17 protein-coding genes are annotated in these 13,869 nt (G+C 59.0%); 7 read left to right on the top strand and 10 right to left on the bottom strand.

Annotation, left to right across the window (positions count from 1 at the left end; translation table 11 throughout):
• From ABL914_RS12730 to ABL914_RS12720, 3 genes are all read left to right on the top strand, one after another.
• Positions 1–229: hypothetical protein (locus ABL914_RS12730; protein WP_391563560.1), on the top strand; the 229-nt coding region annotated here is incomplete at its 5' end.
• Positions 222–1,553: a phosphotransferase family protein gene (locus tag ABL914_RS12725; RefSeq protein WP_391563559.1), complete on the top strand. Its 1,332-nt coding sequence runs from the start codon at positions 222–224 to the stop codon at positions 1,551–1,553. The genes ABL914_RS12730 and ABL914_RS12725, both read left to right, overlap by 8 nt.
• Before the next feature lies 1 nt (position 1,554).
• Positions 1,555–2,847 (top strand): acyl-CoA dehydrogenase family protein, encoded by a 1,293-nt coding sequence (locus tag ABL914_RS12720; protein ID WP_391563558.1) that lies wholly within the window; start codon positions 1,555–1,557, stop codon positions 2,845–2,847.
• A gap of 3 nt (positions 2,848–2,850) precedes the next feature.
• On the opposite strand, the gene bla is transcribed toward ABL914_RS12720, so the two are convergent.
• The 4 genes from bla to ABL914_RS12700 form a co-directional block, all read right to left on the bottom strand.
• A complete protein-coding gene (gene bla / locus ABL914_RS12715; protein WP_391563557.1) occupies positions 2,851–3,951 on the bottom strand; it encodes a class A beta-lactamase in 1,101 nt (366 codons plus the stop codon).
• A gap of 249 nt (positions 3,952–4,200) precedes the next feature.
• Positions 4,201–5,847, bottom strand: a complete 1,647-nt coding sequence (gene groL, locus ABL914_RS12710) for a chaperonin GroEL (protein ID WP_391563556.1) — start codon at positions 5,845–5,847, stop codon at positions 4,201–4,203.
• A gap of 41 nt (positions 5,848–5,888) precedes the next feature.
• Complete coding sequence (gene groES / locus ABL914_RS12705) at positions 5,889–6,176, bottom strand: co-chaperone GroES (RefSeq protein ID WP_391563555.1); 288 nt, start codon at positions 6,174–6,176, stop codon at positions 5,889–5,891.
• Positions 6,177–6,294: 118 nt separating this feature from the next.
• Complete coding sequence (locus ABL914_RS12700; RefSeq protein ID WP_391563554.1) at positions 6,295–7,674, bottom strand: MATE family efflux transporter; 1,380 nt, start codon at positions 7,672–7,674, stop codon at positions 6,295–6,297.
• Between the two features lie 183 nt (positions 7,675–7,857).
• Between ABL914_RS12700 and ABL914_RS12695 the strand changes: the two genes are divergently transcribed.
• A complete protein-coding gene (locus tag ABL914_RS12695; RefSeq protein WP_391563553.1) occupies positions 7,858–8,292 on the top strand; it encodes a c-type cytochrome in 435 nt (144 codons plus the stop codon).
• Positions 8,293–8,390: 98 nt separating this feature from the next.
• Here the strand turns inward: ABL914_RS12695 and rplL are convergent, their stop codons facing one another.
• Both rplL and rplJ read right to left on the bottom strand, forming a co-directional pair.
• The gene (rplL, locus tag ABL914_RS12690) at positions 8,391–8,762 is read right to left on the bottom strand and encodes a 50S ribosomal protein L7/L12 (protein ID WP_391563552.1); all 372 of its coding nucleotides are present in this window, start codon (positions 8,760–8,762) and stop codon (positions 8,391–8,393) included.
• Positions 8,763–8,828: 66 nt separating this feature from the next.
• The gene (rplJ, locus tag ABL914_RS12685; protein WP_391563551.1) at positions 8,829–9,338 is read right to left on the bottom strand and encodes a 50S ribosomal protein L10; all 510 of its coding nucleotides are present in this window, start codon (positions 9,336–9,338) and stop codon (positions 8,829–8,831) included.
• 529 nt (positions 9,339–9,867) lie between these two features.
• Between rplJ and ABL914_RS12680 the strand changes: the two genes are divergently transcribed.
• Positions 9,868–10,410 (top strand): MarR family transcriptional regulator, encoded by a 543-nt coding sequence (locus ABL914_RS12680; protein ID WP_391563550.1) that lies wholly within the window; start codon positions 9,868–9,870, stop codon positions 10,408–10,410.
• A 266-nt stretch (positions 10,411–10,676) separates the two neighbouring features.
• Here ABL914_RS12680 and ABL914_RS12675 read toward each other — a convergent pair whose 3' ends face one another.
• From ABL914_RS12675 to ABL914_RS12660, 4 genes are read right to left on the bottom strand one after another with little or no spacing between them, the layout of a single operon-like run.
• Positions 10,677–11,141 (bottom strand): hypothetical protein, encoded by a 465-nt coding sequence (locus ABL914_RS12675; RefSeq protein ID WP_391563549.1) that lies wholly within the window; start codon positions 11,139–11,141, stop codon positions 10,677–10,679.
• A complete protein-coding gene (locus ABL914_RS12670; RefSeq protein WP_391563548.1) occupies positions 11,131–11,625 on the bottom strand; it encodes a hypothetical protein in 495 nt (164 codons plus the stop codon). Before ABL914_RS12670 ends, ABL914_RS12675 begins: the two co-directional genes overlap by 11 nt.
• Positions 11,609–11,974 carry a hypothetical protein gene (locus ABL914_RS12665; RefSeq protein ID WP_391563547.1) on the bottom strand — a complete coding sequence of 122 codons (366 nt, stop codon included), beginning with the start codon at positions 11,972–11,974 and terminating at the stop codon, positions 11,609–11,611. The genes ABL914_RS12670 and ABL914_RS12665 overlap by 17 nt, the downstream gene beginning before the upstream one ends.
• 28 nt (positions 11,975–12,002) lie before the next feature.
• Positions 12,003–12,479, bottom strand: a complete 477-nt coding sequence (locus ABL914_RS12660) for a helix-turn-helix transcriptional regulator (RefSeq protein WP_391563546.1) — start codon at positions 12,477–12,479, stop codon at positions 12,003–12,005.
• A 406-nt stretch (positions 12,480–12,885) separates the two neighbouring features.
• Here ABL914_RS12660 and ABL914_RS12655 point away from each other — a divergent pair, with 406 nt between their 5' ends.
• Together ABL914_RS12655 and ABL914_RS12650 are read left to right on the top strand one after the other, a co-directional pair.
• Entirely contained in the window at positions 12,886–13,056 is a 171-nt protein-coding gene (locus tag ABL914_RS12655) for a hypothetical protein (protein ID WP_391563545.1), read from the top strand.
• A 136-nt stretch (positions 13,057–13,192) separates the two neighbouring features.
• Positions 13,193–13,840 carry a methyltransferase family protein gene (locus ABL914_RS12650; protein ID WP_391563544.1) on the top strand — a complete coding sequence of 216 codons (648 nt, stop codon included), beginning with the start codon at positions 13,193–13,195 and terminating at the stop codon, positions 13,838–13,840.
• The last annotated feature ends 29 nt before the right edge of the window (positions 13,841–13,869 follow it).

The raw sequence follows: 13,869 nt of genomic DNA, 5'->3' as shown, positions 1-13,869 counted from the left end.
TCGGCTGCTGCCGCTGGCGCTGCTGCTGCTGGCGACGCTGCCAAGGCTGCCGGCGAAGCCGCTGCCGACGCTGCTTCGAAGATGTAATCTTCGCCGCACGGCAAATGATTTGGGGCGCGGGGGCAACCTCGCGCCCCTTTTCATTGGTGCGGGCCCGGTTCATTGCTTGACCGATTTAATCGCGCGCTTAAACTTCCCTTCGAACGCAGGGAGAAGCGCGCTTGAGTGATTCCCTTATCGCTGGATTGACCCGGGCGCTGGCCCGGATCGGCCTGCCCCACCCGGGCGGGCTGGAACGGCTGTCTGGCGGGGCAAACATGGAAAGCTGGCGCTTTGCGGCGGGCAGCGAGGTTTGCGTGCTGCGCCGTGCTCCATCATTGGAAATGATGGCGGGCCGGCCGATGGACCATCACGGGGAAGCCGCGCTGGTTCGCGCGGCGCGGGCTGCCGGGGTTCTGGCCCCTGAAGTTCTGGTTGAACTGGAAGCCGGGGATGGCATCGGTTCTGGCTATGTTATGCGGGCAATATCGGGTTCACCTGATCCGGTTGTGTTCCTGGCCGAAACCGATCCGCAGCTGGCAATCGGCGATATCGCCCGCGAACTGGCCGCCACCCACAGCATCGATTGCACCGGCTTGCCGGTTCCGGTGATGGATACCGCATTGGCGCTGGGCGAACTGCGCAGCCGCTTCATCGCGTACGGCGCGGATCGCCCAATTCTGGGATTGGCGCTGCGCTGGTTGGAGGCAAACATCCCGCCACCGGCTCCGCCCAAATTGGTTCACGGCGATTTCCGACTGGGCAACCTGATGTTTGAGCATGGCCGGCTGACCGGCGTGCTCGATTGGGAATTGGCCCATCTGGGTGACTGGCACGAGGATCTGGCTTTCGGCTGCATGACCGTGTGGCGCTTTTCGCGGCCAGACCGGCCTGGCTACGGACTGACCAGCATCAAAGAATTGGCCGATGCCTATCAAGCCGCTGGCGGCGAAACCTTTGATCCCCAGCGCTTTCGTTTCTGGACGTTCTACCGCACGTTCTGGTGGGCACTGGGCTGCCTGCAAATGGGCACCTTCTGGCGGGACGGGCACGATCGCTCGGTTGAACGGGTGGTGGTGGCTCGCCGCACCGCCGAACAAGAGCTTGATCTGCTGTTGCTGCTCGAAGAGCTTGCTCCGCTTGCCGAGCGGGCTATCCCCCTGCCCCCACCTGCGCCCACCCGGAAAACCAGCAAGGGCGAGCCCAGCGGCGCGGAAATGCTGACAGCGGTTTCCGAATGGCTGACCAATGACATCAAACCGCTGGTTTCAGGCCGCAGCAAGTTCGATCTGGCGGTAGCGCGCAATGCGCTGGGGATCGTGATGCGAGAGTTGGAGCAGCAGCCCTCGGCAATCGACGTACAGCTTTGCGCCGATTTGATGTCGGGCAAGGTTGATCTGGCCACGCCCGGTATCCTGGCGAAATTGCGCCGTATGGCGCTCGACAAATTGACTGCCGACATGCCGAAATATCCGGCCCTCGCCATCGCGCGGGCCCGCTGGGAAGGAAACTGACATGGATTTTGCATTGCCCCAGGATCTGATTGACTACCTGGCCGAACTTGACGCGTTCATCGCGGCAGAAATCAAACCACTGGAACAGCAGGATGACAATATCCGCTTTTTCGATCACCGCCGGGAATATGCCCGGACTGATTTTGAAAACGAAGGGCTGCCACGCCATGAATGGGAATTGCTGCTGCGCGAGGCATCATTGCGGGCGGACAAGGCCGGGCATTGGCGCTTTTCCGCGCCCAAGAAGTACGGCGGCCAGGGTGGAACAAACCTGGCGATGGCGGTGATCCGCGATCGTTTCGCCGCCAAGGGTCTGGGGCTCCACAACGATCTGCAGAACGAACATTCAATCGTCGGCAACTTCCCGTTCGTCGCCATGTTTGAACATTTCGGCACGCCTGCCCAGCAAGAAGAATTCATCCTGGGTGGATTCAATCGGCAAAAGCGGGTGGCTTTTGGCCTGACCGAACCCGACCACGGATCCGATGCCACCCATATGGAAACCGTTGCCGTGCGCGAAAGCCGCGATGGCGTGCCCGGCTGGCGGATCGATGGGCGCAAGATGTGGATCACCGGCATGCACGTCGCCACGCATTGCGCCGCTTTCTGCCGCACATCGGGCAAGGCGGGCGATGCCAAAGGGATCAGCTGCCTGCTGGTGCCTATCGATACCCCTGGGATGGTCGTCGATGAATACATGTGGACTTTCAACATGCCGACCGACCACCCACGGATGCATTTCGAAAATTGCTGGGTGCCCGAAAGCGCGATGCTGGGCCCGGTTGATGGGGGGCTGTCGATTGCGCAAAGCTTTGTCCATCAGAACCGCATTCGCCAGGCGGCCTCGTCACTTGGCGCGGCAACCTTTTGCGTTGAGGAATCGGTTCGTTATGCGCGCGAGCGCAAGCCATTCGGACAAGAATTGGCGCGCAATCAGGGTATTCAGTTCCCGCTGGTAGAACTGGCCACCCAGTGCGAGATGCTGCGCGCCTTCATCTATCAGACGGCCTGGCAGATGGACCAGATCCCGCACAAGGAACTGGAACATCAGCTGTCAGACAAGATTTCGATGTGCAATTACTACGCCAACCGGCTGGTCTGCGAAGCGGCTGACCGGGCGATGCAGGTGCACGGCGGGATCGGCTATTCGCGCCACAAGCCGTTTGAACATATCTATCGCCATCACCGCCGCTATCGGATCACCGAAGGCGCCGAGGAAATTCAGATGCGCAAGGTTGGCGCCTATCTGTTCGGCTATCTGGGGCCCCGCAAGGCCGCATTTTCAAAGGCCTAAAAGCTAGCGCTGGGCGGAGGCGTAGCTGCCACCGCTCGGGCCGATATAGCCATCATAGATCGCCCGCGAAAGTGCGGCGATCTTGGCATCGCGTCCGGAATGGCCGCCCTGCCCGGTAACGTAGATCGCCACCGCATAGACTCGCCCATCAGGGGCGCGGACAATTCCGACGTCGCTGGCGGTGTTGTTTAGCGTCCCGGTTTTGTGGGCCACTCGCACACCTTCAGGCAGCTGTCCGCGCAAGCGGCGCTTGCCGGTTTCACAGCGTTCCATCGTGGCCAGCAGGAATGAACGGCTGGCAGGGCTGAGCCAGCGGCCCTGGAATATCCCGGCCAACAGTTCAGCCATGGCCATCGGGGTTGCGCTGTCCCGCTCATCGATCAGTTGGGCAGGATTGTATTCACCGTCATCGCGGACCAGCGTGGCAATAGTGCGGTCCATCCGAAAGCCGGTGATGCCGGCGGAACGAATCCACCGGTTGACAGCCGCCGGTCCGCCAATTGCAGCCAGCAGCGCATCGGTTGCCTGATTATCTGAATAGATCAGCGCGCGTTCAATCAGCTTGCGCCCGGTTACCATCGCGCCCGGCCGAACAGGAGCGGTAACGCTGGAAAACCGCTTTGATTTTACGGGGACCATCAGCGGATAGCTGGCATCCAGGCTGAGCCGGCCATTATCAACCCCGTCGAGGAACGCAGCAGCAATCGCGATCTTGCTGGTTGATGCCAACGGAAATGGCGTGGCGCCCAGCACCCCTACCGTGCGGCCCGTGGTCAGATCGATTGCCGCAACGCCAATCCTGCCATTGCCATCATCCGCCAGGTTCGCGATCTGAACGTCGAACGCGCTGGGATAGCTGCGTTGGCCGCGGGTTGAGACATAGGGCCGCACGGAAGCGGGCGGAGCGCGCTTGGTGCTTTGCGTTGTGGGCTGAACCCGCGGCTGCACCTGCCGGGTTTGAAGTTGCTGTGTCTGGCCGGGTGTGGCCACCTGTTGGACCGGACGCTCAGCGAAAGCCTTGTCAAATTCACTCTCAAGATTTTCGGCATGCGCAGGCGCAAGCGGTGCCAGCACCGCCCCAGCCAAAGCAAGGCTGGTCAACACTCTAGAGAAAAATCCCGTCTTCATCGGGAAAGCGATAGCCCAAACATGCTTTCGGTTTGCCTAACGAGAGCGGCAAGGCCCAGCCCTGCGCGACGAGCCGCCCGATTTGCGGGGGGGATTGATCCACGCGGCAATACTTATGGCCGCCAGCAAGCCAGGCAGACCCTATTTGGGCAGGCTCCTTAACAGGAAAGGGCCGGAAGGATTGCTCCTTCCGGCCCCGGTTCCTTTGGCAAGAGGTGTTGGACCTTAGAAGTCCATCCCGCCCATGCCGCCCATGCCGCCGCCGGGCATTCCGCCCATAGCCGGCTTGTCGTCAGGCTTTTCGCTGATTGCAGCTTCGGTGGTGATCAGCAGACCCGCCACCGATGCAGCATCCTGCAACGCAGTACGAACAACCTTGGTAGGATCGATCACGCCGGCCTTGACCAGATTTTCGTAAACGTCGGTTGCAGCGTTGAAGCCCTGGGTTTCATCGTCTTCGCGCAGCAGGTTGCCTGATACAACAGCGCCGTCATGCCCGGCGTTGCTGGCGATCTGCTTAAGCGGGGTGGTGATCGCCTTGCGGACAATGTCGATGCCCTTGGTCTGATCGTCGTTGGCACCCTTCAGGCCGGCCAATGCCTTGGTGGCATAGAGCAGCGCCGTGCCGCCGCCGGGAACGATGCCTTCTTCAACCGCAGCGCGGGTGGCATGCAGTGCATCATCAACGCGGTCCTTGCGTTCCTTGACTTCAACTTCCGAAGCCCCGCCGACCTTGATCACAGCAACCCCGCCGGCGAGCTTCGCCAGACGTTCCTGCAGCTTTTCCTTGTCGTAATCGCTGGTGGTGGTTTCGATCTGGGCGCGGATCTGTTCGACCCGGCTCTTGATCTCGTCACTCGGTCCGGCACCATCGACGATCGTGGTGTTGTCCTTGTCGATCGTCACCTTCTTGGCTTGGCCCAGCATGGTCAGCGTCACCGATTCAAGCTTGATGCCCAGATCTTCGCTGATCATCTCGCCTTGCGTCAGGATCGCGATATCCTGCAGCATCGCTTTGCGGCGATCGCCAAAACCAGGAGCCTTAACGGCCGCAACCTTGAGCCCACCGCGCAGCTTGTTGACCACCAGAGTAGCCAGCGCTTCGCCTTCGATGTCTTCGGCAATGATCAGCAGCGGACGACCCGACTGGACCACGGCTTCCAAGACCGGCAGCATCGCCTGAAGCGACGAAAGCTTCTTTTCGTGGATCAGGATGTAGGGGTTTTCCAGCTCGACAGTCATCTTGTCGGGGTTGGTGATGAAGTAGGGCGAAAGGTAGCCGCGATCGAACTGCATGCCTTCGACGACATCAAGTTCAAACTCGAGCCCCTTGGCTTCTTCAACCGTGATGACGCCTTCCTTGCCGACCTTTTCCATGGCCTGGGCAATCTTTTCGCCCACTTCCACATCGCCATTGGCCGAGATGATCCCGACCTGGGCGATTTCCGACGAACCGGAAACCGGCTTCGAACGCTTGACCAGATCGGCAACGACTGCGGTTACCGCCAGATCAATCCCGCGCTTGAGGTCCATCGGGTTCATGCCGGCAGCAACGCAGGTCATCCCTTCGCGAACAATCGCCTGGGCAAGCACGGTGGCGGTGGTGGTGCCATCACCGGCCTGGTCGTTGGTCTTCGAAGCCACTTCGCGCAGCATCTGTGCGCCCATGTTTTCGAACTTGTCCTTCAGTTCGATTTCCTTGGCGACGGTGACGCCGTCCTTGGTGATGCGCGGAGCGCCGAAGCTTTTGTCGATCACCACGTTGCGGCCCTTGGGGCCCAGCGTTACCTTGACGGCATTGGCGAGAATATCGACACCGGCGAGAATGCGTTCACGCGCATCACGGCCGAATTTTACGTCTTTGGCTGACATTGTTCATTTCCTTTGAATGTAGAGCAGAAGATGGCGTTCGCTCAGCCGATGATGCCGAGGATATCGCTTTCCTTCATGATGAGCAGGTCTTCGCCATCAAGCTTGACCTCGGTGCCCGACCATTTGCCGAACAGCACCTTGTCGCCGGCCTTGACGTCCAGCGGAGTTACCTTGCCGTCTTCGGCCTTGTTGCCGGCGCCAACGGCAACGACTTCGCCTTCAGCGGGCTTTTCCTTGGCGCTATCGGGGATGATGATCCCGCCAGCAGTCTTTTCTTCAGCCTCTACGCGGCGAACCAGCACGCGGTCGTGCAACGGACGAAAGCTCATGTGGAATACCTCTCTACATGATGGTTGATGATCGTTGGCACTCACACACGGCGAGTGCCAGCACGGCGCATATGGGTGTGCGTTCACCCGCCGTCAAGGCACGTCTGAGTCAAATTTTTCAGGCCGGCAGCAGGCCCAGCTCTGCGCGGCGGCGCCAGCGATGCAGCAGCAGGATAGCAACCACCACCAGCCCCACGGCCAACCCGATCCAGACGCCAAGCCCGCCCAGCGGTGTAAACAGCCCCAGCCCCAGCGAAAGCCCGAAGCCGGGCACCCAATAGCCGAACAGGGCGATTCCCATCGGCATCCGCGTATCCTGCAAGCCCCGCAGCGCGCCAGCACCCACCGCCTGAACCCCGTCAAACATCTGGAACAGTGCTGCCACCGCCAGATATCGCACCGACAGGGTAATAAGTTGGGCATTGGCAGGATCAGCCGCATCGACATAGAGCGAGAGGACCTGATGCGGGAACAGCATCATCACGCTGGCCCCCACAAACGAGAAGGCGAAGGCCGTCCACAAGGCTGCCTTCCCGGCCAGCCGAACACCTTCACGGTCGCCCGCGCCGAAATGGTACCCCACCCTGATTGTCGCCGCCTGCCCAACCCCGAACGGCACTTGAAAGGCCAATGCGGCAATCTGCAGCGCCACGGTGTGCGCCGCCAATTGCGCCGCGCCGATCCGGCCCATCAGATAGGCCGCACTGCTGAAAAAGCCGCCTTCGGCAATGATGATGCAGGCGATTGGCAGGCCGATCCGAACCAGATCGCGCAGGCGCTGCCATTCAGGCCGCCACCAGTTCCCCAGCAGGCGATAGCGCGATAGCCGCCGGTCGCAGGCAATGACCAGGGCATATGCACCGACCATCGCAAAGGCCGTGATCACGCTGGCAAGGGCTGATCCTTCCAGGCCCATGGCAGGCATCCCCAGGTGCCCAAAGATCAGCACCCAGTTCCCCAGTGCATTGATGACGATCGCTGCCGCAGTGATGCCGGTTGCCAGCAGCGGCCGATTGAGCGCGGAGACAAAAGTGCGCTGCACGCTGGATATCACCATCGCCGGGATCGCCCATTTGATGATGTCCAGAAAGGCGCCTGCATTTCGTGATATTTCCGGATCCTGCCCGGTCAGCCGCATGAAGCCTTCACCCCAGGAGCACAGCATCACCCCCAGCAGCCCCGTGCCCACTGCCAGCCACAGCGCCATCCGCACTGAACGCCGCACTTCGCGCACCGCGTGCCGCTTTCGCCCAAGTTCAGCAGCAACCAGCGGCGCTACTGCCCCGGTCAGGCCGGTCAAGGCCCAGCTGATCAGCATGTATTGCGTTACCGCCAGGCTGGATGCGGCCAGCGGTTCTTGGCCCAGCATGGCCACGAAGATCACATCGGTTGTCCCGATCGCCATCCACAGCAAGTTGGCCAGCGCCAATGGCGCCGCCAATTGCAGCATAGCGCGCAGTTCGGTGCGCCAGGGATCAAGGGTGCTTGCGTCAGACATAAAGCCGGCCCGGATAGGCGCTTGGCCCATGCTGGAAAAGCCATTTTGCCTGACATCGAACAATTCGCACCGCAGCCGTGCGATTTATGCAACGGCTGTGGACACAAACACACTTTCCCCGCAGCCTTCGCCTGATCTACAAGGCATCAAGACTTCATTGACCCCAAGGGAGGGATCGCAACCATGCAAAAGACTTTGGCAACTGGCACTATCATCGCGCTGGCACTGGCGCTTTCGGCTTGCGGAAAGCCCGCTGCGGAACAGCCCGCCGGCAACGATGCATCTGGCCCTGCACCAGTTCCCTCGGCCAGCATGGCTGCTGCCGATGGCAAGCCCGCCGCCTTTGCACAGTGCGCCGCCTGCCATTCGGTTGAAGCTGGAAAGAACGGCGTGGGCCCAAGTCTGGCGGGCGTGTTTGGCCGCAAAGCCGGCGCCGTGCCCGGCTTTGCCTATAGCGATGCCAACAAGAATTCAGGGCTGACCTTTGATGAACAGACCCTCGATACCTATCTCACCAATCCGATGAAGATGGTTCCGGGAACCAAGATGACCTACGCCGGAATGGGCAATGCGGCCGATCGCAAGGCGCTGATCGACTATCTCAAGACTTTGAAGTGAAGGCTGCCCAGGCGAATTAACCGAAAAAGGGCGGCCCCGAGAGGCCGCCCTTCCCATTTGCGACTGCTTCAAGACAGCCGCAAAACTGGTATCGAAGCTTACTTGACTTCGACGGTACCGCCAGCAGCGGTGATCTTGGCGACGATGTCGTCGGCTTCGGCCTTGTTGATGCCTTCCTTGATCGCCTTCGGAGCGGCTTCCACCAGCGCCTTGGCTTCGGTCAGGCCCAGCTGCGTGATCGCACGGACTTCCTTGATGACGGCGATCTTGTTGCCGCCGTCGCCGGTCAGGATAACGTCGAATTCGGTCTTTTCTTCAGCAGCTTCAGCAGCAGCGGCCGGGGCAGCAGCCACGGCAACAGCAGCAGCAGCAGACACGCCCCACGCTTCTTCAAGCGCCTTGGCAAGGTCAGCAGCTTCCAGAACGGTCAGCTTCGAAAGGTCTTCAACCAGTTTGGCAATATCAGCCATGATGTTTCACTCCTAAAATGATGGAACCGGACGGGCTGCGTCCGGAATATTCGTTGAACGCTTGGATCAAGCTGCCTCGGCGTATGCGCTGAAGACGCGGGCCAGCTTGGCCGCCGGAGCGGTAGCAAGCTGAGCGATCTTCGTTGCAGGGGCCTGGACCAACCCGATAATGGTGCCGCGCAGTTCATCGAGCGACGGCATCGAGGCAAGCGCCTTGACCCCATCCGCGTTCAGAACCAGCGTACCCATCGATCCGCCGACGATTTCGATCTTGTCGTTCGTCTTGGCGAATTCGACCACGGCCTTGGCGGCTGCTACCGGATCAACCGAGCTGGCAAGCGCGGTGGGGCCGGTAAGCAGATCGTTCAGGCCGACATAGTCGGTGTCCTTGATGGCAAGCTTGGCAAGTGAGTTCTTCGCAACCTTATAGGACGCACCGGCTTCCCGGATCTTCGTGCGCAGCGCGGTGGACTGGGCCACCGTCAGCCCGAGGTTGCGGGTGACTACCACCACGCCTGCCTCGGCGAAAACCGAATTTAGCGATGCGACCGCGTCGGCTTTTTGCGAACGATCCATGCCTTACTCCTTCACAAATGGCCGCGTGAAGGCAAAGCCCCCGCCGCGACCGGCTAGGTTTGTCCACGATGCAAAAGCACCATGGGCGAGTCCGTTTGCGATGGGGAAGGAGGGCGCCAAAAACGCCAGGCCAAGCCGCGGCAAAGCGCCAGGGCCGGAAATTCTCTGTCCCCGCCTAGGCTGCGAATTAAGGGGGAAACCCCCAGCAACTGTCTCGGACGGATGACCAAGCGCGAACGCCCGGTCGGGGCGGGCCAATAGCGGGTGTGGGGGGAGAGTCAAGGGTTAGGCGGGCGCTAGGCTGCGGGGCAGCCGTTGTGGATGGGCCCAGCCTGGGGACTACGGATGTGCCCGGAGCTGGAGCACGGAAGTTGCCGAAAGCTCTGCACGCGTCACCGCGTTTTCTTGGACGGTACGAAATTCGATCCAAAACGGAGTCAAAATATGTGCTGAAAAGTAACTGTCATAGCTCCGCCAGTTTTGACAAGGTGAAATTCCCTAAGCAATATCACTCGTGGTGGGGAACTATATGGGCAATCAGATGGTCAGTACTTTGGGTGAATACGGCAGAGCCGCCGCATGCCTTCTTGCGATTCGAGAAATGATCGATACGGCCGATATCGATGGCGAAAGAAATGGCAACGGCCAAGCGCATGACATTTTCGATACCAAGAATAATTCAAGAATGGATGATACTCCGTTCCTTGGAAGATTGGCGCTCGAAGAATATCGTGAGCGGAGGCGTCGTTCCAAATATTTTGAATCAAATTTGTTCGGTGAGCCGGCATGGGACATGATGCTGGACCTGTTCATCGCAGCCGTCGCCGAAAAAAGGCTCTCGATCACTGCACTTTGCTATGGCTCTGGGTCACCTCCTACCACCGCACTTAGATGGATCGGACTGCTTGAAGGCCATGCGCTGGTCACTCGCTTCGCCGACAATTTGGACAAGCGGCGGACTTGGGTTGTCCTCACTACGAAAGGCGACAGGGCGATGAGACACTATTTGCTTGATCGCAAAAATCGGCAACGCCAATTGCTGCCAAGCTTGGAGGAATTTCCAAATTTTTAGAAAACTAGTTCCCGGCTCAGTTCGTCAGTTATCCTAAACTGATTTCTTTGCCCTTGGCTCAAGAATTTCCTGCAGTGCGCTAATAGCACTAGCGACATGCGCCGCAGCCGGGCACGTTGGAATTTCGTCTAACTTAGCCAACAAGGCCTCAGCCTCACCGATCAACTCATCGATAGATTGGTTACTGGAAGTCAACTTACTTCCCTTTTTTATTTTCGAACTCCCGGCGCTGGCTAGCATGGTTTGGGCGCGAGCGCACCAAAAATCTAATGCCTGCCGGTGCGCTCTTTCATTATTGCGTCTAGATAGGAATCGATTGCGAGTTGCCCCCCCTGAGTCAGTTTCGCGCGCATTGCGAATTCCTTTCCGGTGCCAATGCGGGAAATGAGAGCGAAGCCCTCGAGAACCTTGAACCAACGAAATCCGACGACAAAATTCAGGCGGCAAACGGTACAAGCCTCGACAACCGAATTTTCAACACCGGCCTGCTCAGCAAGATAGGCCGAGATCAGAATGTCCCAAGCTGGTTCTCCGAAAATCTCAGGTTCCATAAATTGGCGGCGGAGCATGCGTTCGCGCAAAATTTCTTTAGCCCAGTTTAGCCGTAGATCCCGCTGCACCGAATCTTCGGCTTCAATACCTGAACCGACCAGCATAAAACTATTTGGCTTACGGATTTTACTCGCCTTCTCGCTGCGAAATTTTGGTCTGATTTCATTGTCATTGCCCACGATGGCGGCCCTTTAATATGTCCCCATCTGGTTGCAGCATTTGGGCTATCGAAATTGTTTCTTTGACTAGTTTCTTATCTGTTATTCCCGCGATAACAATAAGTATTAGCACCGGTATACTTAAATACATTGATAGATATCCATAAGGTTCAGGCGCAATTCCAGGAAGAAATGCTTTCTGAACGTGGATCAAAACACCAACCAACTGCCATCCGGTGATCCAATATGGCCAGAATTTTTTCGATCTTAACGCGATCATCCAAAATCCGACCAATATCAAACAGTCGATCAAAAATATTTTCGGCTCAAAGAGGGCCCACTGCGACGCCGTTCCGGCGAGCGTGGTCGTGATTGATCCAGCGATGTAGATCATGGCGGCGAACTTTTCACTCCTTGAACCCTTCCAGTATGCAAGGGCGCATCCAATGATCGCCAGAGTGTAGAAGTAAGCCGCCACAATCCCTCCTTCACGCCACTTGTTCAAGCTGTCGTGCTGGCACGACAACCGTTGAGCCAAAAGATTTCTTTGGCTTGTCAGTCCCTGCACCAAAATCGAATACTTCGAGCCCGACTTGGTGTTGCACGGCCGTAAGTAGCAAATGGGCTTCCGTGATCACCTGAAAGAGGTTGCTCGCAATCGACATGCCTTCGCCTGCCTTGGCCACGACTTTGCGGCCAACGATGCGTGATACATTGGCCTCGGCCTGGGCCTGGGGCAGCATTGCAGCGAACTTGGCCATTTCGGTGTAGGCTTCCGAAACCGCCTGCTCGGTCGCATGGAGCTGCTTGGCAAGTTTGTGAGCCGTTGCGATCTTTTGTTGGGAAATCGACATCTAGATAACATCCTTTCTGACGGCTGCGTCAGCCGGATGCCATCTCGCTCCAGCCGCGCAATACCGCATAGAGCGCGGAAAAAGCGAAGATCGTACCTATCGCGATCAGGATCGGCCAAAGAACCCGCCACGCTAGTGTGTCGTCGTTCTCCGGTCGCCCTTTGGTAGGGAACGGCCAGCCCCAGATTGCTCCGCTGCTTGCCGATCCTGTCCGCGACGACAGTGGCGTAGCCTGAAGGAAATCCGCCACAATAGGCGACGATTGAGATATCAAGCTTTGATATTCCCCGGCTCGCGGCGACCTGCTGACCAAATTGGCTGCTTCATCGCGGCTCGACACACCAAGCGTGACGATTGATTTGCGCATCCAGCTATCTACCGTGTGAGGCGAAATGCATTTCTCACCATCGGACATTTGCTTGGCAATCGATTTCGAAGTCTGCCCCAAAAGGCTGCGAATCAGGGCTTCAACCTGATTTTCGCTCAATCGATCAACTGAATTCACGTCATGTGGAATTTGCCGCCCCATTCGACAGTCAATAGCTTGAATTCGGGATTGCAAAAAGGGTTTAGGGGCGCAGTTAACACAAACTGCTAAATACCCTCGGAAAAATGTTTATTAAGTTCGCAAGGGTGGCAGTCCCAGCTCGCTTGGCACGCAATTCGGTGCAACCTGCCCACGGCCAGAATTGGATGCGATTCGTTTGATTGCGGATCGGCTCAGGCACAGAGACATGGTATTGCGTGCCCCCGTCCAAGGGCGCACCGAAATGCAAAGGCAGCTTAGCCCCTGTCACCCCGCTGTCACCCGCCTGCCCCATCACCGACATAAGACTGGAATGCGCACGTCATTCGCGTCTGCCATAAACGTCTTGCCGCCTGCTTGGGGCCGCACGACAAGGGAGTTCAGCATGAGGTTTTTTCCCAAAGGAGCGCTCTTTGCGATCGCCGCGCTGGGGAGCACGTCGCTTGGCCTGGCGCACGGCACGCAGGCACTGCTTGCCGCCAAGGCTGATCGGGGCCAGCAGTGCCAATCGGTTGACCAGTGCGGCATGGCCCTGGCCAGCCTGATCATCCCCTAACTCACCCGGCGCAGCGCGGCGGGGCGTTTGCAGCGCCGCCGCTGCGCGGGCGCGTGATGGTGATGCGGCGCCGCGCGGAACCGGCCTTTCCCGCGCCCCAACCATTCGTTAACCATCTCGTGTCATTCCCACGGTCATGAACGGGACAACCACCACACCTTCGCTGCCGCACTGGCTTACGCCGCGCCGGCTGGATCGGGCCGAACAGGCTGTTATTGTGGCGCTGTGGCTGCTGCTGGTTTTCCGGGTGTGGCAATCTTCGGCCGGCAATCCGTTTGCACCGCTGATGCTGCTTACGGAAACTACGGTCTTGCTGTTCGTATTGCTGCGCCGGCCGACCGAGGCGATTTCCATGCGGTTTGGCGATTGGCTGCTGGCGATTACCGCCACGGCCGCGCCGATGCTGATCATGCCGGTGCCGGTGCCAGATGCGATGGTGGCGCTGGGCAGTATCGCGCTGGGGCTGGTGGCTGCGGGCAATGCGGTGCAGCTGGCCGGCAAGATGTTTTTGCGGCGCAGCTTTGGGGTGGCTCCGGCCAACCGCGGGATCAAGACCACCGGCATGTACCGGCTGGTGCGCCATCCGATCTATGCCGGCTATCTGATGGTCCACATCGGGCTGCTGATGATGATGCCATCGCTGATGAATATCGCGCTTTATGCAATTGGCTGGTGGGCCCAGATCCTGCGCCTGCAGGCCGAGGAAACCCTGCTGAGCCAGGATCCCCAATACCGCGCCTTCATGCAGAAAACCCGCTGGCGGCTGGTGCCCGGCGTGTTCTGATTTTCCCACCCTGGACTGCAACCTGGGGG

Origin of the sequence: Novosphingobium sp., from assembly GCF_040079535.1 — a bacterium.
In the GTDB taxonomy this organism is placed as follows: Bacteria; Pseudomonadota; Alphaproteobacteria; order Sphingomonadales; family Sphingomonadaceae; genus Novosphingobium.
This window is presented reverse-complemented; position numbering and strand designations above follow the sequence as displayed.